Source organism: Bradyrhizobium sp. KB893862 SZCCT0404, from assembly GCF_018130885.1.
Lineage (GTDB): Bacteria > Pseudomonadota > Alphaproteobacteria > Rhizobiales > Xanthobacteraceae > Bradyrhizobium > Bradyrhizobium stylosanthis.
Genome location: NZ_JAFCLT010000010.1, coordinates 66,880 through 86,137, shown reverse-complemented (window position 1 = coordinate 86,137; position 19,258 = coordinate 66,880). Strand labels below are relative to the sequence as shown.

At 65.2% G+C, this 19,258-nt stretch carries 19 protein-coding genes; 7 read left to right on the top strand and 12 right to left on the bottom strand.

Features of this window, described 5'->3' with window-relative positions; genetic code table 11:
• Positions 1 to 18: 18 nt before the first annotated feature.
• The 3 genes from JQ617_RS32235 to JQ617_RS32225 all read right to left on the bottom strand — a co-directional run bounded on the left by JQ617_RS32235 (position 19) and on the right by JQ617_RS32225 (position 2,964).
• On the bottom strand, positions 19 to 483 hold the full coding sequence (locus JQ617_RS32235) for a DoxX family protein (protein ID WP_212029880.1): 465 nt from the start codon (positions 481 to 483) through the stop codon (positions 19 to 21).
• An 86-nt stretch (positions 484 to 569) separates the two neighbouring features.
• Positions 570 to 1,928 (bottom strand): MFS transporter, encoded by a 1,359-nt coding sequence (locus tag JQ617_RS32230; protein ID WP_212029878.1) that lies wholly within the window; start codon positions 1,926 to 1,928, stop codon positions 570 to 572.
• Positions 1,897 to 2,964, bottom strand: coding sequence for an amidohydrolase family protein (locus tag JQ617_RS32225; protein ID WP_212029876.1), 1,068 nt, complete (start codon positions 2,962 to 2,964; stop codon positions 1,897 to 1,899). The genes JQ617_RS32230 and JQ617_RS32225 overlap by 32 nt, the downstream gene beginning before the upstream one ends.
• A 177-nt stretch (positions 2,965 to 3,141) precedes the next feature.
• Between JQ617_RS32225 and JQ617_RS32220 the strand changes: the two genes are divergently transcribed.
• Positions 3,142 to 3,696, top strand: coding sequence for a MarR family winged helix-turn-helix transcriptional regulator (locus JQ617_RS32220; protein ID WP_063691414.1), 555 nt, complete (start codon positions 3,142 to 3,144; stop codon positions 3,694 to 3,696).
• A gap of 21 nt (positions 3,697 to 3,717) precedes the next feature.
• Positions 3,718 to 4,929, top strand: a complete 1,212-nt coding sequence (locus JQ617_RS32215; protein WP_212029874.1) for a 3-hydroxybenzoate 6-monooxygenase — start codon at positions 3,718 to 3,720, stop codon at positions 4,927 to 4,929.
• A 157-nt stretch (positions 4,930 to 5,086) separates the two neighbouring features.
• Here JQ617_RS32215 and JQ617_RS32210 read toward each other — a convergent pair whose 3' ends face one another.
• Positions 5,087 to 5,818: a cytochrome c biogenesis CcdA family protein gene (locus JQ617_RS32210; protein ID WP_212029873.1), complete on the bottom strand. Its 732-nt coding sequence runs from the start codon at positions 5,816 to 5,818 to the stop codon at positions 5,087 to 5,089.
• A 203-nt stretch (positions 5,819 to 6,021) separates the two neighbouring features.
• Positions 6,022 to 6,288: a hypothetical protein gene (locus JQ617_RS32205; RefSeq protein WP_063691420.1), complete on the bottom strand. Its 267-nt coding sequence runs from the start codon at positions 6,286 to 6,288 to the stop codon at positions 6,022 to 6,024.
• A 470-nt stretch (positions 6,289 to 6,758) separates the two neighbouring features.
• Here JQ617_RS32205 and JQ617_RS32200 point away from each other — a divergent pair, with 470 nt between their 5' ends.
• The 5 genes from JQ617_RS32200 to JQ617_RS32180 all read left to right on the top strand — a co-directional run bounded on the left by JQ617_RS32200 (position 6,759) and on the right by JQ617_RS32180 (position 11,456).
• Positions 6,759 to 7,805: a LysR family transcriptional regulator gene (locus tag JQ617_RS32200; protein WP_212029871.1), complete on the top strand. Its 1,047-nt coding sequence runs from the start codon at positions 6,759 to 6,761 to the stop codon at positions 7,803 to 7,805.
• Positions 7,806 to 7,835: 30 nt separating this feature from the next.
• The gene (locus JQ617_RS32195) at positions 7,836 to 8,207 is read left to right on the top strand and encodes a helix-turn-helix domain-containing protein (protein ID WP_027558475.1); all 372 of its coding nucleotides are present in this window, start codon (positions 7,836 to 7,838) and stop codon (positions 8,205 to 8,207) included.
• Positions 8,208 to 8,614: 407 nt separating this feature from the next.
• Entirely contained in the window at positions 8,615 to 9,964 is a 1,350-nt protein-coding gene (locus tag JQ617_RS32190; protein WP_212029869.1) for a L,D-transpeptidase family protein, read from the top strand.
• Positions 9,965 to 10,082: 118 nt separating this feature from the next.
• On the top strand, positions 10,083 to 10,898 hold the full coding sequence (locus tag JQ617_RS32185) for an enoyl-CoA hydratase (protein WP_212029867.1): 816 nt from the start codon (positions 10,083 to 10,085) through the stop codon (positions 10,896 to 10,898).
• A 276-nt stretch (positions 10,899 to 11,174) separates the two neighbouring features.
• A complete protein-coding gene (locus JQ617_RS32180; protein WP_212029865.1) occupies positions 11,175 to 11,456 on the top strand; it encodes a hypothetical protein in 282 nt (93 codons plus the stop codon).
• A 42-nt stretch (positions 11,457 to 11,498) separates the two neighbouring features.
• Here JQ617_RS32180 and JQ617_RS32175 read toward each other — a convergent pair whose 3' ends face one another.
• The 7 genes from JQ617_RS32175 to JQ617_RS32145 all read right to left on the bottom strand — a co-directional run bounded on the left by JQ617_RS32175 (position 11,499) and on the right by JQ617_RS32145 (position 19,139).
• Positions 11,499 to 12,578 carry an isocitrate/isopropylmalate dehydrogenase family protein gene (locus JQ617_RS32175; protein ID WP_212029863.1) on the bottom strand — a complete coding sequence of 360 codons (1,080 nt, stop codon included), beginning with the start codon at positions 12,576 to 12,578 and terminating at the stop codon, positions 11,499 to 11,501.
• 106 nt (positions 12,579 to 12,684) lie between these two features.
• On the bottom strand, positions 12,685 to 13,752 hold the full coding sequence (locus JQ617_RS32170; protein ID WP_212029861.1) for an alcohol dehydrogenase: 1,068 nt from the start codon (positions 13,750 to 13,752) through the stop codon (positions 12,685 to 12,687).
• Positions 13,753 to 13,829: 77 nt separating this feature from the next.
• Complete coding sequence (locus tag JQ617_RS32165) at positions 13,830 to 14,801, bottom strand: ABC transporter ATP-binding protein (RefSeq protein WP_212029860.1); 972 nt, start codon at positions 14,799 to 14,801, stop codon at positions 13,830 to 13,832.
• Positions 14,798 to 15,790, bottom strand: a complete 993-nt coding sequence (locus JQ617_RS32160; protein WP_212029858.1) for an ABC transporter ATP-binding protein — start codon at positions 15,788 to 15,790, stop codon at positions 14,798 to 14,800. The genes JQ617_RS32165 and JQ617_RS32160 overlap by 4 nt, the downstream gene beginning before the upstream one ends.
• Entirely contained in the window at positions 15,787 to 16,659 is an 873-nt protein-coding gene (locus tag JQ617_RS32155; RefSeq protein WP_212029857.1) for an ABC transporter permease, read from the bottom strand. Before JQ617_RS32155 ends, JQ617_RS32160 begins: the two co-directional genes overlap by 4 nt.
• The gene (locus tag JQ617_RS32150) at positions 16,646 to 17,596 is read right to left on the bottom strand and encodes an ABC transporter permease (protein ID WP_212029856.1); all 951 of its coding nucleotides are present in this window, start codon (positions 17,594 to 17,596) and stop codon (positions 16,646 to 16,648) included. Before JQ617_RS32150 ends, JQ617_RS32155 begins: the two co-directional genes overlap by 14 nt.
• A 7-nt stretch (positions 17,597 to 17,603) precedes the next feature.
• On the bottom strand, positions 17,604 to 19,139 hold the full coding sequence (locus JQ617_RS32145) for an ABC transporter substrate-binding protein (RefSeq protein WP_212029852.1): 1,536 nt from the start codon (positions 19,137 to 19,139) through the stop codon (positions 17,604 to 17,606).
• Between the last annotated feature and the right edge of the window lie 119 nt (positions 19,140 to 19,258).

Here is a 19,258-nt window from a genome sequence, read left to right as displayed (position 1 = left end):
ACTCGTCGCCGTCCCCGATCAAGAGAGACCCGGCGCGCCTTTCGAGCCGGGCCTGAGGGCGGCCTCCATCGCATACGCGCCGGGGCCGTACGTCGCGATGAGGGAAAGTGCGCCGAGCAAGCCGAGATTCTTCAGGAAGTTGATGGTCTGCATCACGACCTGCGCCTCCGGCACAGCCCAGAAATTGTGGAACATCAGCGTCGCGGCAATCGTGAACGCCAACAGGACCATGGCTGCCTGGCGCGCAAACAACCCGAACAGCAGGGCCATGCCGCCGCCGAGCTCGACCGCAATCGCGCCTGCGGCGAGAACGGAGCCGAGCCCGTCCGCTCCTCCCGGAAGCCTGCCGGCGGTCACGGCAAATGCGAGCACCTTGCCGACACCGCTGTAGAGAAACAGCGGCGCGATCGCGGCACGCGCGAACAGGAGTACCCAGGCATCGCGCTGGGCTGCGGTCTCGGCGGAACGGGCGGACGTCGGCATTTCGGATCTCCTCTGGCGAAGTTTCGTCGGTGAAAGCGGACGGCCGACCGACATCGGCCGTCCCGTGGATGAATCAACCTGCTCCGTCACTCCGCGGCCGCGACATCGGCGCTCGGCAGGCGTCTTTCAGCGGCAAGCCCGAGCGATCCGATCGCCAGCGCGCCGACGATGGCCGCGCCGCCGATCGCCCAGAACACGGCGTCGGGGCCGCCGGTGACCTGCTGCAACAGGCCGATGACGTAAGGGCCGAGGATCGCTCCGACCCGGCCGATGCCGAGCTCCATCCCGACGCCGCTGGCCCGGAAGCAGGTCTCGTACGAACCGGCCGTGAAATTGTTGAGGACATGCTGCGCGCCGATGATGCAGAACCCGGCAATCGCGACGATGGCGAGGTTGACGCCATGGCCGCTGACGAAAATCAGCGCCAGAACGGCGATCCCGCCGCTGAGCCACCACGTGGCGAGATAGCGGGGCGTCAGTTCGAAGTTGCGATCGGCCAGCATCGCCAGCGTCAGGCCGCCGATGAATGACATCGCCTGCATCAGGGCGCCGAAGCCGAACGAGGCCGCGAAGGTTTCGCCGCGCTTCAGCATGACGGTCGGAATCCAGCCGGTGAGACCGAATATCGCGAACAGGCTGAGGAACGCCGTGATCCAGATGGTCAACGACACACGGCGATAGCGCGGGCCGAGCAAGGCGGCGATGGTGCCCTGCTCCGCCTTGCTCTCGGCAGTTCCGAACGTCGCGTGACGATAGATGTCCGCCCGCTCCGGCCGCAGCCGGGCGAGCAAGGCGCGCAGCTCCGCAACACGCGAGCGGGTGGCCAGGAAGCGCGGGCTTTCCGGCAGGATGGCATGCGCCACGAAAGTCAGCGGGATCGAGAGCGCGCCGACGTAATAGAGAATCTGCCAGCCATGCTGCGGCGTCAGGAACACGCCGACGAGACCGGCGCAGACGCCGCCGAGCGACCAGCCCAGCGTCACGCCCCACAGGGAGAACGTGTTGCTGACGCGCTTTGGCGCGAGCTCGTTGATGAAGGTCGTCCCCAGCGGCAACAATACGCCAAGGCCAAGCCCCGTGGCGAAGCGCAAGGCGCAGTAGCTCCAGAAATCGCTCGCCAGCAACGCAGTCAGAACGGTGAAGACGTTGACGATCCACAGACCCGCAAGCAGCGTCCCGCGCCGGCCGAAGCGGTCCGCGACACTGCCGTGGCCGATCGCGCCGAACAGGAAGCCGACGAGACCCGAACTCATCAGGAAGCCCGCCTGGCTCGGTGCCAGCCCCCAGGGCTGGACCACATAATGAATGACATACGCCGGATTGAACGTGTCATAGCCGTCGAACAGCGTGATGAGCGTGATGAGAATGCCGAGCAGCTTGTGGAACGGCCCGATCGGGGCGTCGGACAATTCCTCATGCACGTCGATTTCGGACGAGATGCTCACGGGGTTCCTCCATGTGAATTGATGACGTGCTCTGCTCTGCGGCAGATTGAATCGATGCGTCGTCGAGCCCGAACAGGGCACGCGCGTTGCCTCGGCCGATCTTGAAGCGGTCGGCTTCGGAGATGGCGGCCGTGTCGAACCATTCGGCGGCGTGGTCGATGTTCTCGAACGGCCAATCGGCGGAGAACAGGATGCGGTCGGCGCCGATCTCGAGCATGGCGTCGATCAGCGTCTGGGTGCGGAAATTGCCCGACGTGGTGATGTAGAAGTTTTCCCGGAAGTAGTCGGCGATCTTGCGGCGCGCCGGATAGGCGTTCTGGCTGCGCATCCATTTGTTGTGATTGTCGACCCGCCACATCGAGTAAGGCAGCCCCTCGCCCATGTGACCGAGGATCACCTGCAGTCGGGGATAGGCGTCGAACAGGCCGGAGCCCATCAGGCGCAGGGCATGCACCGCGGTCTCCTGCCCGAATGCCCAGGTCGGCCCGAGCAGCCAGCGGTGTCCCTCGTAGATCGCCGCATCCTTCGCCAGCGGATTGCGCGGGTGCAGATAGAAGGGAACGCCGAGGCGCGCGACCTCCGACCAGAACGGCCAGAACTCCTTGCGATCGTAATAGATGGCGTTGCCGGCGCCCGCGAGCTCGCTGAAGCCGTTGACGAGCGCGCCGCGAAACCCGAGCGCGCTGACACACCGGTCGAGCTCGCGCGCGGCCGCGTCAGGATCCTGCAACGGTAGCGCAGCCAGTCCCTGGAAGCGGTCGGGCCGCCTCGCCACCTGCTCGGCGAGAAAATCGTTGGCGCGGCGCGACAGATCGATGGCACGCGCGCGGTCCGGAATAGCCTGGACCGCCGGCGCGTTCAGGGACAGCAGCATCATCTCGATGCCGTGCGCGTCCATCTCGGCGAGCCGCCGGTCGTGAATGTCGAGCAACCGCTTCTCGAGCTCGATCCAGTCCTCGGCCGGCGCGAAGCCGGCGCTGTCCTGGACGGTGTCGTCCATCGCGAAATGCTCTTCGAGCGCAATCTTGCCCTGCATGGCGTCGTTCCTTCGGCTTTGCTTTCGGCGTTGACAAAGCAAAGCATCGGGCGCAAATACTTGTCAATGATAAAATTGCAAATGCAAATAATGGAAACGCAAATATTGCACCTGCGAAGGTTGGCGCTTATTCCGGGCGGAGCTCTCCCGCCAGGACAAAAGCCCGGACCTAACCTCATGTACCGATTTTCGAATTCGCTTCCCTATCTGCTCGCCAGGCTCGGCGTGCGCATGGGCGATCTGTTTACGCGCGTGATCCGTCACGAGAAGTTGACGCTGCCGATGTACCGCGTGCTCGCCGCGCTGTCCGAGGTGGGCCGCCCGCTGCGGCTCGGCGAGATCGCCGAGCTGACATCGGCCGACGTCTCGACCCTGTCGCGCATCGTCGCGGAGATGAGCCGTGCAGGCTTGCTGACGCGCGACCGTCCCGAGAACGATCAGCGCAGCCTCCAGGTCGTCCTCACGCCCAAAGGCACGGAGCTGGCGGGACGGCTGATGCCGCTCGCCGCCTATTATGAAGAGGTCGTCACCGGCAGCATGTCCGCCAAGGAAGCGGCGGAGCTCAAGCGCGTGCTGGTCGAGCTCTACCACAACATCGATCGGCTCGAGCAGGAAGTCGAAGCCGGGCAGATCAAGGTGCCGCCGTCATCGCGTCCGAAGGACGTTCGCGACGAGCAGCCGGAGGCGCGAGCCAGGACGAGCAAGCCGCGCCTGAAGACATCGAGAAAATAGGGACACCACCGAGGAGAGGACATGCGACAGGATCCCATCATCATAGCCGGCGGCGGCATCGGCGGACTGGCAGCCGCGATCGCCCTGGCGCAGAAGGGTTTTCGGGTCACGGTCCTGGAACGCGCGGCGCGCTATCAGGAGATCGGCGCCGGCATTCAGCTCGGTCCCAACGCATTCCACGCCTTCGACCGGCTCGCGCTCGGCGATGCCGCGCGCGCGATCTCCGTGTTCATCGATCAGCTTCGCCTGATGGACGCGATCTCGGCGGAAGAGATCACCAGCATCGATCTGACCAGCTATTTCCGGCAGCGCTTCGGCAATCCCTACGCGGTGGTTCATCGCGGCGATCTCCACGGCATCTTCGTGCGCGCCTGCGAGGCGAACCCGCTTGTCACGCTGCGGACCGACTGCGATGTCGTCGGCTACGAGCAGAACGGCGCGGGGGCCACGGCCCTGCTCAAGTCCGGCGAGCGCATTGCCGGATGCCTCCTGATCGGTGCGGACGGGCTGCGGTCCCACATTCGCCAGCAGATGGTCGCGGACGGCGCGCCCCGGGTCGCCGGCCACACCACCTATCGATCCGTCATCCCGACCGAGCAGATGCCCGAGGATCTGCGCTGGAACGCCGCGACGCTATGGGCCGGCGCCAAGTGCCATCTCGTGCATTACCCGCTCTCGGGCTGGAAGGTGTTCAATCTCGCGATCACCTGCCACAACGATCCCACTGAGGCGTTCGCGGCAAGGCCCGTCACCCATGACGAGGTGCTGGAAGGTTTTCGTGACGTGCATCCGCGCGCCAAGGCGATCATCCATCACGGAAGGGACTGGAAGGCGTGGGTGACCTGCGACCGCGATCCGACCGATCGCTGGACCGACGGCCGCGTCGTGCTGCTGGGCGATGCCGCGCATCCGATGCTGCAATATTTCGCGCAAGGGGCCTGCATGGCGCTGGAGGATGCGGTCTGCCTCGCCGAGGAGCTCGACCAGACGGAAGGAGACGTCGCCCATGCGCTCGCGGGATACAGGAATGCCCGGCTGCTGCGCACCGCGCGGGTCCAGCTCCAGGCGCGCGAGCTCGGCGATCACGTCTATCACCCCGCGGGCGTCCACGCATTGCTGCGCAATCAGATGATGCGCGAGACCAGCCTGGAACGCTTCTGCGAGAATGTCGCCTGGCTGTATCAGTCGCCGTTCCCGGAACGGAATTCAATCGGACATCTCGCTCGGCACTGAGCGGGCAGCCCTCGCAGACGACGACCGGCGCCGCCGGCGCTTGTGCGGGTTGAGCCACTTCGTGGCCCAGCCTCGCTGGTTCGGTCCCTGGATCGCCGGCCGCTAGACGGTCGAGATACCGTCGATCGGACTGACGTCTCCGACGAAGCGGTTCGACCTATCCGATCGTCTGCAGCGCCGGAAACGTCTCGAGCAGCCAGATGCTGACATTCGAGACCGCGCCGGTGAGGAAGCCGATTCCGGTGATCACCATCAGCACGCCCATGGCGCGCTCGACATTGACGAGATGGCCCTTCATGCGCGCGAACAGTCTTGAGAACTGCTCGATCATAAGGGCCGCGATCAGGAAGGGAATGCCGAGGCCCGCCGAATAGACCGCGAGCAGCCCCGCGCCCTTCGCCACCGTTGCCTCCGCCGCCGCGATCGAGAGGATCGCAGCCAGGATCGGGCCGATGCAGGGCGTCCAGCCGAAGGCGAAGGCGAGCCCCATGATGTAGGCGCCCCAGAGGCCGACCGGTTTGGGGATCGGCAGGCGGCCCTCGCGCATCAACAGGCCGATGCGCGTCAGGCCGAGGAAGTGCAGGCCCATGATGATGATGACGATGCCGGCGAGGATCGACAGCTCGGCCGACCAGGCGCGGATCAGCCCGCCGACCAGCGAGGCGCTGGCGCCGAGCGCGACGAACACCGTGGAGAAGCCGAGCACGAACAACAGCGCCGACATCATGATCGCGCGCTTGGAGGCCGATGCCGGCTCCTCGCTCTCGACATGCTCGATGGTCGCGCCCGTGAGATAGATCAGGTAGGGCGGAACCAGCGGCAGGACGCAAGGGGAGAGGAAGCTGACGAGGCCGGCAATCAGCGCCGCCGGGATCGAAACATTTTGCATGATGCAGTCGGAGCCATCTCAGGCTCCAGTGCGGCACGCGGGAAATGCGCGCGGCCGGGAGCACCGGCTCTGGTGTAGCCGATGCCGGGAAATGCGCAACAGAGGCGCACAAAACCAGGGCTCCTCCCGATGCCGTCCGTGATCACAGATGCGGCATCGGGACGCGCACAAATCTCGCCAAAAAGCGAGACCAGGCGGCGCGGCTACTTCACCACGCGGAGCAGCGGACGCCGGGGCTGGTCCTGCGTCTGCTTGGAAGGGGGCTGCGGTTCGCTTCCGGCGCTCCGCAGCATTTCGTCGCACAGTGCCTTGAGATCGGCACTGTCAATTCCTTTGAGCTTCATCCGCACGTCGAGAATGACGATCGACAGCAGCTCGGCCGACTCACGGCTGTTCATCTCGTTGAGCGTCCTGCGGCACTGCTCGAGCGTTTCCAGCACCGACTGCAACTGTTCGTCTGAATGCGACACCGGCGTTCTTTCCGTTAATTCGGCCTGTGAGACGTATTGGCGACGACCCCTTTGGCCCCCATGGGAGGCCGAGGATAACACGAGGCCCCTACGGCTCTGAACATGATTTCAGTGTGTTTCTGCGTTGAAACCGCGGTTTTGGTGCGCGCCGCTGCAATGCGCCGCTGAACATCGGGCGAAGAACGCCCGTCGTGTCGTGATTGATCCATTGCGGAAAGCCGCAGCGCTCGCTGCGCAAGGTTGTCCATTCCGGACAGCGCCGACAATCCCGCAGCCATCTCAAGGCTCGCAACGGAACTCACGCGACACCCCTCATCCAGGCGATCGTCCGCCCAATTCCCCATATCTGACAGCAACATCATACCACCCGCAAGGTAGTAAGGATGACGTTCAAAACTCTACGTTCCCCAACCCGTCGTGGTTGTGGTTTGCGCCAGATTCTGCCAGTTTAGCGGACCGAAGGGACTTGTATGCACTCCTTGGCGGAAAGGGGCGTTCCTCCAGAGGAACGCCCGAAAACAAATCTCAGCAGCCTCTCCGATTGGGATGCGGCGCGTATTTTCCTCGAAGTCGTCCGTTGCGGAAGTTTTCGCTCGGCGGCCGAACGCCTGTCGCTGTCGATCAACGCTGTCCGCCGCCGCATTGACGATTTCGAGCGACAGACCGGCACCACACTGTTCACCCGTGACGTGCACGGCACTCATCTGACCGACGAAGGCGCGCTCGTGGTCTCCGCCGTCGAGCGGATGGAAGCGGCGGCGTTCGACGTGCTGCGCACCAGCGATTCGACCGGCAATGCCCTGTCGGGCGAGGTCCGTGTCGCCGTCACCGAGGGCCTCGGCACGTTCTGGCTCGCCCCGCGCCTTGTCGAATTCCAGCAGGCCTACCCGAAGATCCTGGTCGACCTGCATTGCGCGATGCGCTCGGCCGACGTCTCGCGCCACGAGGCCGACGTCGCCATCCACCTCTCCAGGCCTTCGGCGCTCGACGTCAAGCTGGTGCGGCTCGGCCGCATGCATCTGATGTTCTGGGCCTCCGAGAAATATCTTGAGAAACACGGCACGCCGCGTACGGCCTACGAATTGATCAAGCACCGGCTGGTGCTGCAATTCGCCGACCAGCTCGCCGCCAAGGAAACCTTTGAGAGCTTCTTCCCGGGCGTTCAGGAACGTGACCTTCTGGTCATGAAGACCAACGTCTCAAGCGCCAACTACTGGGCGGTCGCGAATGGCGCCGGAATCGGCGTCTTCCCGAGCTACGCCATTGCGCTTGGCGGGAAGTTGATTCCACTGGAGGTCGAATTGAACCGACCGTTGGATATATGGTTGTCCTACCATCCCGGTAGCGGCCGCATCCCGCGGGTACGGCACATGATTGATTGGCTGATCGAGGCTTTCAATCCGGCTCGCTTCCCGTGGTTTAAGGAAGAGTTCGTGCACCCGCATGAATTCGAGGACTCGTATATGGGCGAACCCCTGACCCAGCTCTTCGGGGGATTTTCAACCGAAGAACGGTGAGAAACGACGATGAAAACAGCGGCGAAAAGAATGAAGCAGCGCAGTGCCGGCAAGCCGGACATTGAGCTTGGCAAGCGGATCCGTCTGCGGCGCGTCGAGATGAAGATCTCGCAGGCCGAGCTCGGTGAGAAGCTCGGCGTGAGCTTCCAGCAGGTCCAGAAGTACGAGAAGGGCGTCAATCGCGTCGGCGCAGCTCGCCTGCAGCAGATCGCCTCCGCGCTCGATGTGCCCGTCACCTTCTTCTATGACGGCGACAACAAGGCACGCGAAGTCGAGAGCCTGCTCTTCCTCGATTCGGCTTTCAGCCTCCGCCTGCTGCGCGCCTACAGCAAGATCAAGGATCAGACGGTGCAGCGCCAGCTCGTCTCGCTGATGGAATCGATCGCAGCGAACGAAGGCTGAGCCATCGACGGTCCGGCCTTGACGGCCGATTGTTCAATCCGCCGCGTCGCGGGGGCGCGGCCGGATTGGACGAGGCCGACTGGATCGGATCTGCTGAATCAGATTTGGCCCGCGCGCCTTTTCGCGCGTGGCCTTGGTTCTCGGGGCGGGCTGACCGCCCTTTTTTCTTGTGCTTTTTCCCCTTCCCGCCCCACGCTTTTGGCGAACCCTTCGCGCCCTTGCCGCGACCCAATCGAGAGCCTCCGCCTGTATGAGCGGAGCTTTCGACGGCCGTGCTTAATGGGACCTCAACACCGGTGTCCTAATTTCCCGCCGATTGCACGAATCGGCGCATGCAGCGCGGCCGCCGGAAATTGCTGATGCGAGGGCCCGCCCGGGCTTCGTTCTCTTGGGGGAAGATGGGACACATGTCGAAACGCCATGCGATGATCATTGCCGTCGGCATGCTCGCCAGCGCCTCTGCGCTGGCGCAAACCGAGACCGTCGGACAGGCGACACCCAAGGCCGCGACGGCCGGGACGGTGCCTGCGGCGGCCAATCCGGCCCACGCGGCCCCACCCAAAACCGCGACGGCGCCCGCCTCGACGCCGGAGAGCCGCTCAGCCGCGGCACTCGCGATGACGCACGAGCCGACCTATGACGAAGGCTCCGCCCAGCGCATCAAGGAGGCTGCGTTCAGCTATTCCGCGCTCGCCGTGCGCGGCGGCTGGCCGACGATCCCCGCGGATGCCAAGTTCACGCCCGGCGTGCAGGGCACGAGCGACGAGCTCCTGCGCAAGCGGCTGATCCTCTCGGGCGATCTTGCCGCCGACAAGGCCAGCGGCGCCTTCGACCAGGATCTCGCCGATGCGGTGAAGCGCTTCCAGGCGCGCCACGGCCTCGCGCCGACGGGCACGGTGACCCCGCGCACGCTCGCGGCGATGAACGTCTCCGTGCAGAAGCGCATCCGCCAGCTCGAAGCCTCGCTCGAACGGCTCGAGAACATGAATTTCGGTTTCGGCCAGCGCTATGTCGTGGTCAACATTCCCGCCGCCTTCGCCGAGGCGGTCGAGAACGACGTCGTGGTGCGGCGCTATCGCGTCATCGTCGGCAAGACCGAAAAGCCGTCGCCGACGCTGACGGCGCAGATCAGCAGCGTCGTGCTCAACCCGACCTGGACGGTGCCGTCCTCGATCGCCAAGACCGAGATCTCCGCGCATATGCTCAAGGACCCGACCTATCTGTCGCGCATGCACATGGAGGTGCTCGACGCCCACGACAATCCGATCGATCCGCATTCGGTCGACTGGTCGGGCACGCACACGCCGAACTTCACGGTGCGCCAGCACAACGGCACCTTCAACGCGCTCGGCGCGGTGAAGATCGACATGCCGAATTCCTATTCGGTCTACATGCACGACACCAACCAGCGCAATCTGTTCAGCGACGACTACCGCTTCGATTCCCACGGCTGCTCGCGCGTCGACAACGTGCGCGACCTCGCCGCCTGGCTGCTCAAGGACCAGCCGAAATGGACCCGCGCCGCAATCGACGCGGAAATCGCCAGCGGCCAGCACCTCGAAGTCGCCATGGCGAAGAAGGTGCCGGTGGCCTGGATCTATCTCACGGCGTGGATGACCAAGGACCAGACCATCCAGTTCCGCAACGACGTCTATAACCAGGACGAGCAGCTGCTGGAGGCCACCGCCGAAGAGGCGGCGTTCTTCGGCAACGCCGCCGGCCATCCGCTGACCGCGCACATGCATGTAACGCAATAGGCGCTTCGCGCCATGCAATCGCGGCACGGGCGGATGCAAAGCCGCATCCCCTGCCGCGGTTGACCGCGGCCTCGGCCCGGCCGCACATTGCATCTCGCCAACAACAAGCGAGCGCGTGATGCCCGACCTCTCCAGCGAAAAATCCTACGCCGACGGCAGGATCCTCCAGCACGCCACAGGCGGCGTCGGCGTGATCACCTTCAACAATCCCGACAAGCGCAACGCGATGTCGCTGGAGATGTGGGAGGGATTTGGCGAGGCGCTCACGGCCCTGCGCGACGACGATGCCGTGCGCGTCGTGATCCTGCGCGGCGCCGGCGGCAAGGCATTCGTCTCGGGCGCCGACATCAGCCAGTTCGAGAAGACGCGCCACAACGCCGCCGCGTCCGAGGAATATGCCAGGCGCAGCGCCGCCCAACGCGCGCTGCTCGCCGACTATCCCAAGCCGACCATCGCCTGCATCGACGGCTTCTGCCTCGGCGGCGGCATGCAGGTCGCGATGCTCGCCGACATCCGCTTCGCCTCCCATGGGAGCCAGTTCGGCATCCCCGCGGCGAAACTCGGCATCGCCTATGGCTATGACGGCCTCAAGCACCTGGTGTCGCTGGTCGGGCCTTCCTGGGCGCGGCTGCTGATGTACACCGGCATGCGCATCGATTCCGACGAGGCGCTGCGCATTGGCCTCGTCGAGCGCGTGTTCCCGGTCGACGAGCTCTGGGGCGAGACCATGACGATCGCCGAGACGATCTCGCAGAACGCGCCGCTCGCGATCAAGGCCGCCAAGATCACCATCGCGCAGGTGCTCAAGGACGAGAGCGCACGCGACATGGATGCGATCAAGGCGATCGGCACCGCCTGCATGGACAGCGCGGATTTCCGCGAAGGCCGGCAGGCCTTCATGGAGAAGCGCAAGCCGAAGTTCCAGGGGAAGTGATTTTCCCGCCGCCGAGCGCAGCTCTCTCACCACCGTCATTGCGAGGCACGAAGCGACGGAGCAGAATCTTTCCGCGTAGCGATTCTGGATTGCTTCGCTACGCTCGCAATGACGATGTGGAGAGACCGCACACGACGTCGACGCCGTAATCCGGAGCTCCCTGGACAGCCAGCGTGAACGGACATTCAGGAAGATTAAATTCCTCTTCCGCCCGCACTGCGATAGCAACCAACTGATCTGCCGCAAGTTCTTCCGCCACCAACGAGGGAGATTGCGATGAAACTCAGGTTTGCTGTTCTTGGTCTTGCCGCCTTGGGCGGTGTGGCGCTGGCGTCGGGACAGGCGCTCGCGGCGATGCCGAATGGCATCCCGCAGGCCGATCGCGTGGCGAGCGGCCCGGCTGCGAACATCGATCAGGTCCGGATGGTCTGTAATCAATGGGGCCGCTGCTGGTGGCGCCCGAACTATTACGGCGGAGCTTATGGCTATTACGGCGGCCCGCGCCGCTTCTATGGTCGCCCGTGGGGCTACGGCCATCGCCACTGGCGCCGCTGGTGAACGACAAAGGGGCCCGAGGGCCCCTTTCCTTTCGGCGTTTAACTACAGCGCTCCCAACACCGCCTTGGTGATATCAGCCGTGCCGTTGCTGCCGCCGAACTCCATCGGCTTGATGCCGCCGGCATAGACCTGGTCCACGGCGCGCTCGATGGTCTCGCCGGCTTCCGCCGCGTTCTCGACGCCGTGCTTCTCGGCGAGCCAGTCCAGCATCATCGCGGCCGACAGGATCATGCCGGTGGGATTGGCCTTGCCCTGCCCCATGATATCGGGCGCGGTGCCGTGGCAGGGCTGGAACACGGCGTATTTGTCGCCGATGTCGGCCGACGGCGCCATGCCGAGGCCGCCGATCAGGCTCGCGGTGATGTCGGAGACGATGTCGCCGAACATGTTCTCCATCACCATCACGTCGAAATCCCAGGGCCGCTTCACCAGCATCGCCGAGCAGGCATCGACATAGAGGCGATCGGTCTTCACATCAGGATGCTTCTTCTCGATCTCGTCGAAGATGCCGCGGAAGAAGGCAAAGGCCTTGAACACGTTCGCCTTGTCGACGCAGGTCAGCATCCCGGGCTTGCCGCGCGCCTTGCGCCGCTCGGCGAGGCGGAACGAGAAGTCGAACAGGCGCTCGGAGGTCCGGCGCGTGATCACCATGGTCTCGCGCGCATCCTCGTGGGTGACGACGCCCTTGCCCATCGAGGCGAACAGCCCTTCGGTGGATTCGCGGATCACGACGAGATCGATACCGCGCTTGTCCGCGCCGACGATCGGGCTCGGCACGCCGGGAATGAGGCGCGCCGGACGCACGCCGGCATAGAGATCGAAGATGAAGCGCAGCTCGATCTGCGGCGCGATCTCGGTGTTGTCGGGGTAGCGCACCGACGGCAGGCCGCAGGCGCCGAGCAGGATCGCGTCCGCCTCCTCGCACAGCTTGATCGTCGAGTCAGGCATCGACTTGCCGGTGGCGAGATAATTGTTGGCGCCGGCGGGGGCCTCGGTGAAGCGGAAGCCGAGGCCGGATTTCTCGCCGACCTTGCGCAGCACCTCGAGCGCCGGCGCCATGACTTCGGGACCGATACCGTCACCGGCGAGCACGGCGATGTGGAAGGCGTTGTTTGCGGACATGGGGGTTCCTGAGGAGAGGAGTCATCCCGGGGCGGCTCGAAGAGCCGAACCCGGGATCTCGAGATTCCGGGTTCGGTCCTGCGGACCGCCCCGGAATGACGAAGAGTTACGGCGTCAGCACGGTCCGCCCCACCACCGCGCCCTGCTGCAATTGCACCAGCGCGTCGTTGGCTTTGTTGAGCGGAGCTGTCGTCACCGGGATCGGCGGCACCTTCTTGGTGCGCACGAGGTCGAGCAGTTCCTGCGTTTCACGCAGGTTTCCGACATAGCTGCCCTGGATCGTCACCGCCTTGATCGGAATCAGCGGCAGCGCCCAGGTCGCGCCGCCGCCGAACAGGCCGACGATGACGAGCTTGCCGCCCTTGGTCAGGCAGTCGAAGCCGAGCTGAGTCGTGGCGGAGTTGCCGACGAGGTCGATCACGGCGCGGATCGGGCCGCCCGCCTTCTTGGCCAACTGCTCCAGCGCGTCCGGCGCCTTGGGATCGACGGTTGCGAGCGCACCGGCCTTCTCGGCCGCCTCGCGCTTCCTGGCATCGATGTCGACCATGATCGCGCCCTTGCCGCCCATCGCCTTCAGCAGCGACAGCGCCATCAGGCCGAGGCCGCCGGCGCCGAACATCACGATTGGCGTGTCGAAATGCTGCTCGACCTTCTTCAGCGCGCTGTAGGTGGTGACGCCCGAGCAGGCATAGGGCGCAGCCGACGCGGGGTCGAGCCCCTTCAGATTGAGCAGATAGCGCGGATGCGGCACCAGCATGTGATCGGAATAGCCGCCGTCGCAATAGACGCCGAGCGAGCGCGGCGTCAGGCACATGTTCTCGTCGCCGGCCAGGCACGTCGCGCATTTGCCGCAACCGATCCAGGGATAGACCAGGCCGACATCGCCGAGCTTGAGGTCGCCCTGGTCGGTCGGCTTCACGTCCGGCCCGAAGGCAAGGACCTCGCCGACGGTCTCGTGCCCCATCGTCAGCGGCAGGTTGATGCCGCGATCCTTCAGCGACAGCGGCTTGCGGCCATGACCGAGATCGTAACCGCCTTCCCAGATGTGGAGGTCGCTGTGGCAGACGCCGGCGGCCTTCACCTTGATCAGCACCTGCGTGCCCGACGGCTGCGGCGTGGCCTCGTCGAACTCCTGCAGCGGCGCCTTGAAATCAGCGACCTTGAAACTCTTCATCGGCGTCCTCCCGGCACGCTTGTCGTTCTCGGCGCCACCATGCCATGGCCGGCGGGGCGAGACAAACCGGTCTTAGTTCAGGCCAGCGGATGGTGGCAAGCGGCGAACTGGCCGGGTGCGACCTCGCGCAACTCCGGTATCTCCGCGCTGCATCGCTGGTCCGCCCGCGGGCAGCGGGTGCGGAAGCGGCAGCCGGAGGGCGGTGCAATCGGCGATGGCGGCTCGCCGGTCGCTACACTCTCGGCGGGACGTACGTCCGGATCGGGCACCGGGATCGCCTGCAACAACAGGGCGGTGTAGGGATGCGCGGGCTTTGCGAACAGCTGCTCCGATGGACCCACCTCGCAGAGCCGGCCGAGATACATCACCGCGACGCGATCGCTCACGGCTTTGACCACCGCAAGGTCATGGGCGATGAACAGCAGCGTCAGACCGAAGCGCGCCTTCATCTCCTCCAGCAGGTTGAGGATCTGCGCGCGGATGGAGACATCGAGCGCCGAGACCGGCTCGTCGCAGACGATGAACTCGGGATTGAGCACCAGCGAGCGGGCGATGCAGATGCGCTGGCACTGCCCGCCGGAGAATTCGTGCGGCAGCCGCCCCGACACCAGATCGGGATCGAGCCCGACCGCAGCGAGCACATCGTGCACACGGCGCTTGCGCTCGGCTGCGTCCTTGACACCGGCGATGATCAGCGGCTCGGCCACGATGTCGCCGATGCGCCGTCGCGGATTGAGCGAGGCAATCGGGTCCTGGAAGATGAGCTGCACCCGGCGCCGCATCTTGCGCAGCGCCTCGCCTTCCATCGCGGTGAGGTCCTCGCCGTCGAACAGCACGCGGCCGGATTTGGCGCGGCGCAATTGCAGCACCGCACGCCCAAGCGTCGACTTGCCGCAGCCGGATTCACCGACCAGCCCCAGCGTCTCGCCGCGCGCGACCTGGAGGCTGACGCCGGACACCGCATGCACGGTCTTGTTGCCGAGACCGTACTCGACGACGAGATCGTCGACGTTCAGGAGCGGCACGTCGCGCACGGCCATCTGCATCATGCGCCGACCTCTTCGGTGACCTGGATCGGATGGAAGCAGGCATAGAGATGGTCAGGCATCTCCGCGCTTTTCAATTCGGGCTTGGCTTCATGACAACGTCCCGCGGCATAGCGGCAGCGCGGCGCGAAGGAGCAGCCCTTCAGCGGCCGCGTCGGATCGGGCGGACGGCCGGAGATGGCGGGCAGCGGCGTGTGCGGCGCGGTCTCCAGCTTCGGGATCGCCGCCAGCAGCGCCTCGGTGTAGGGCATGTGCATGCGCTTGAACAAGGCCGGCGTCGGTGCACGCTCCACCACCCTTCCCGCATACATCACCGCGACCTCGTCGGCGCGGCCGGCGACGACGCCCAGATCATGGGTGATGATGATCATCGCCATGTGGCGTCGGCGCTGCTCGCGCGCCAGCAGGTCGAGGATCTGCGCCTGGATGGTGACGTCGAGCGCGGTGGTGGGCTCGTCCGCGATCAAGAGCTTCGGCTCGCAGGACAGCGCGATCGCGATCGCGATGCGCTGGCGCATGCCGCCGGAGCATTGATGCGGATATTGCGCGAGCCGCTGCTCCGGCGCGGGAATGCCGACGGCGGCAAGCAGCTCGATGCTGCGCGCCTTCGCTGTAGAAGCATCGAGCTCCAGATGCTCCTGGATCGTCTCCATCAACTGGGTGCCGATGGTCAGCACCGGATTGAGCGAGGTCATGGGATCCTGGAACACGACCGCGAGATCGCGGCCCCGCAACTGCCGCAGGCGCTCGGAATCGAGCCGCACCAGATCCACGCCGTCGAACATCACGCGGCCCGTCAACTTGGCCTTTTTGGGCAACAGCTGCAGCACCGCGCGCGACAGCATGGTCTTGCCGCAACCGGACTCGCCGACGATGCCGAGCGTGCGGCCGGCTTCGAGCGAGAGATCGACATGGTCGACGGCACGCAAGTTCCCGCGCGGCGTCGGAAGCTCGACCGCGACATCCTCGATGGTCAGGAGCGGCATGGTCACAGCGCCCCCTGACGCGGGTCGGTCAGCGCCCGCATGGTGTCGCCGACGAGGTTGAACGCCAGTACGGTCAGGAACAGCCCCGCTGCCGGCAGGAAGGCCAGCCGCGGCGCGACATCTAGGCTGTCGCGCCCCTCTCCGATCATGCTGCCCCAGCTCGCCATCGGCGGCGGCACGCCGAGCCCGAGGAACGACAGCGCGCCCTCGACCACGATGGTGACGGCGACGCCGAGCAGGAAGAAGGCGAGCAGCGGCAGGATCACGTTCGGCAACAATTCGCGCAGGACGATACGCGCATGGCTGGCGCCCAACGCCTCGGCCGCGATCACGAATTCACGCCGCGCCAGCGTCAGCGTCGCCGCCCGCGCCACCCGCATGAACGCGGGAATGCCGAGCACACCGAGGATCACGGTGAGATTGGGAATGGACTGGCCGAGATAGGCGGTCACCGCCAGCGCGAAGATCAGCGGCGGAAAGGCGAGCAGCACGTCCATGCTGCCGACCACCAGCGTCTCGAACCGGCCGCGGAAATAGCCGGCGAGCAGGCCCAGCGCGCCGCCGAACACGAGACCGATCATCGGCGCGATCAGCCCGACCGTCAGCGAAACCCGCGCGCCGAAGATCAAACGGGCGAGCTCGTCGCGGCCGAGCCCGTCGGTGCCGAGCCAATGCTCGGTGGAGAACGCGGCACGGCGCTCCAGCATGTCCATGTCGACGGGGTTCTGCAGCGGCAGCAGCGGCGCGAGGATCGCGAGCGTAAGGATGATCGCGAGCCAGGCGCTTGCCAGCCAGAACAAAACGCCGAGCTTGCGCCTGCGCCTGACAGGTGCGGCCGTCGCTTCGTCCTGGATCGACAGCTCAAGCGTGGCCATGGCGGATCCTCGGATCGAGCACGGCATAGAGCATGTCGACAATGAAGTTCACGATGACGAAGCCGCAGGCGACCAGCAGCACCACGCCCTGCAGGATGACGAGGTCGCGGGTGTAGATGGCGCCGACCAGCAGCCGGCCGATGCCCGGCAGAGCGAAGATCGTCTCCACGATCAGCGTGCCGCCGAGCAGGCGGCCGATATTGATGCCGGTCACCGTCACCAGCGTCAGCGACGAGGGCTTCAGCGCATGCACGAACAGGATGCGCGACGGCTTGAGGCCCTTTGCCTTTGCCAGCGCGATATAGTCCTCCTGCAGGGTCGCGATCATGTCGGAGCGCAGCACCCGCATGATGCCCGGCCATTCCGCCAGCGCCAGGGTCAGCGCCGGCAGCACGAAGAAGCGCAAATTCGCCAGCGGCTCCTCGGTGAACGGCACATAGCCGGTCGCCGGCAGCCAGTGCAGCTCGACCGCGAACAGATAGATCAGGAGGATCGCCATCAGAAAGGACGGCATCGACAGCATCGCGAACGCGCTGCCGGTCATGAAGCGGTCGAACGCCCCGCCGGCCCGCGCGGCGCAAGCGATCGCGACGGGAACGCCGATCAGGAGGCCAATGAACTCGGCCATCAGCATCAGCTGGAGCGAGACCGGAATGCGCTCGGCGACCGCCTGCAGCACCGTCTGCCCGGTACGGAAGGAGCGGCCGAGATCGCCTTGCAGCACGTGGCCGAGCCAGCTCAGGTAACGCCACCACAACGGCTGGTCGAGCCCCATGTCGCGGCGAAGCGCCGCGACATTCTCAGGCGTCGCCTGGTCACCGAGGATGACATAGGCGAGATCGCCGGGGAGCAGCGAGGCGATCAGGAAGGTCAGCAGCGAGACGGCGAGCAGCACCGGCAGGATAGCCAGCAGCCGCCGAACGACGAAGTTCAGCATCGCGCGTTCATTCCAGCCAGGTGGAGGAGACGTCGATCACGCCGTTGTAGATTTTCGGGAAGCCTTTCAGCTTCGTGCTCGACAGCGCGTAGTAGGTGTTCTGGAACGTCCAGAACCAGATGGCCTCCTTGTTGATCAGGCGGCTGATCGCGCAATAATCCTCGATCCGCGCCGCGGTATCTGCGGTGACGCGGGAATGGTCGAGCAGCCGGTCGAGCTCCGGATCGACGAAATTGGCGAGCGCCAACGGACTGCCGCTGCGGAAGTTTGCATACATCTGGGGATCGGGATCAGCGAGATCGACGATGCGCCAGGGTATCAACTGGAACTGACGCGTGAAGGCGCGCGGCGGGATCGTGGCCTGATCGACCTGCTCGATCTCCATATTGGCGCCGGCGCGCTTCCAGAATTGCTGCAGCACCTGCCCGATCATGCGGCCACGCGGCGTCGCGGTGACCAGCGTCTTGAACTCGACCGGCTTGCCATAATCCTTCAGCAGCGCCTTGGCCTTTTCGAGATCGAACGGCAGCGCGCCGTCGTCCTTGCACTTGACCCAGGAGCCGTCGCCGTAGGGATTGCTCGCGGGCCGGCTCAGGCCGTTGCTGATCGCCTGCGACATTTTTGGCCGGTCGATCGACATCACCAGCGCCTGCCGCACGCGGACGTCGTCGAACGGCGCGACCTTGGTGTTGAAGGCGTAGACCTGCGCGCCCGAGCCCTTGTAGGTGTGCACGGAGAGCTTGGGGTCCTTCTGCGCCTTCATGATGTTGTCGGCGTCGTTCTCGTCGTCCCAGATGATGTCGGCCTCGCCCGATTGCAGCGAGGCGAAGCGCGACTGCGCATCGGGCAGAGGCTTCAAGATGATGCGGTCGAGATAGGGGCGGCCCTTGTCCCAGTAATTGGGGTTCTTCTCGAGCACCATGCGGTCGCCGGCGGTCCATGATTTCAGGATGTAGGGACCGGTGCCGACGGGATTGCGATTGTAATCGTCGCCCTTGGTCTTCCAGGCCGTCGGCGAATGCACGACATTGTTCTGGCTCTGGATGGTGTTCGTCGCCGGCAGGTTCACCGAGGGGTCAGTGAGATTGTAGACGACGGTGTATTCGTCGGGCGCCAGCACCTCCTTGACGTTGGTGATGTAGAAGGCGCAACGGCACTTGTTGGCGGGGTCTTTCTGCCGGTCGAAATTCTCCTTGAAGGCCTGCGCGTTGAACGGCGTGCCGTCGTGGAATTTCACGCCCTCGCGCAGCTTGAAGGTCCAGCTCTTGTAATCGTCCGAATGGGTCCAGGACACCGCGAGCTTTGGCGCCGCCTCGCCCTTGTCATTGAGCGTGGTGAGCGTGTCGAAGATCGCGGCCGCCGCGGTGAAGGTCGAGGTGTCGTAGACGCCGACCTTGAGCGGATCGAACCCCGTAATATCGAGTTCCTGACCGACGGTGATGCTGCCGCCCGATTTTTGCGCCTGCGCCGGCGTGGCAGGTGCAAATGCCGCAACAAGGAAAATCGGCGCAATGCAGCGCGCCGCGGCAACAATCTTCGTCATGGTTCCTCCCGGGATCCCTCGTCCGATGTTTCGGATCGTTGAATGACTCGGGCGCGAGCTTGGCGACAAATGCACGCCACGGCAAGAGGAACGCATACGAGATCAAACGCCGCATGTGC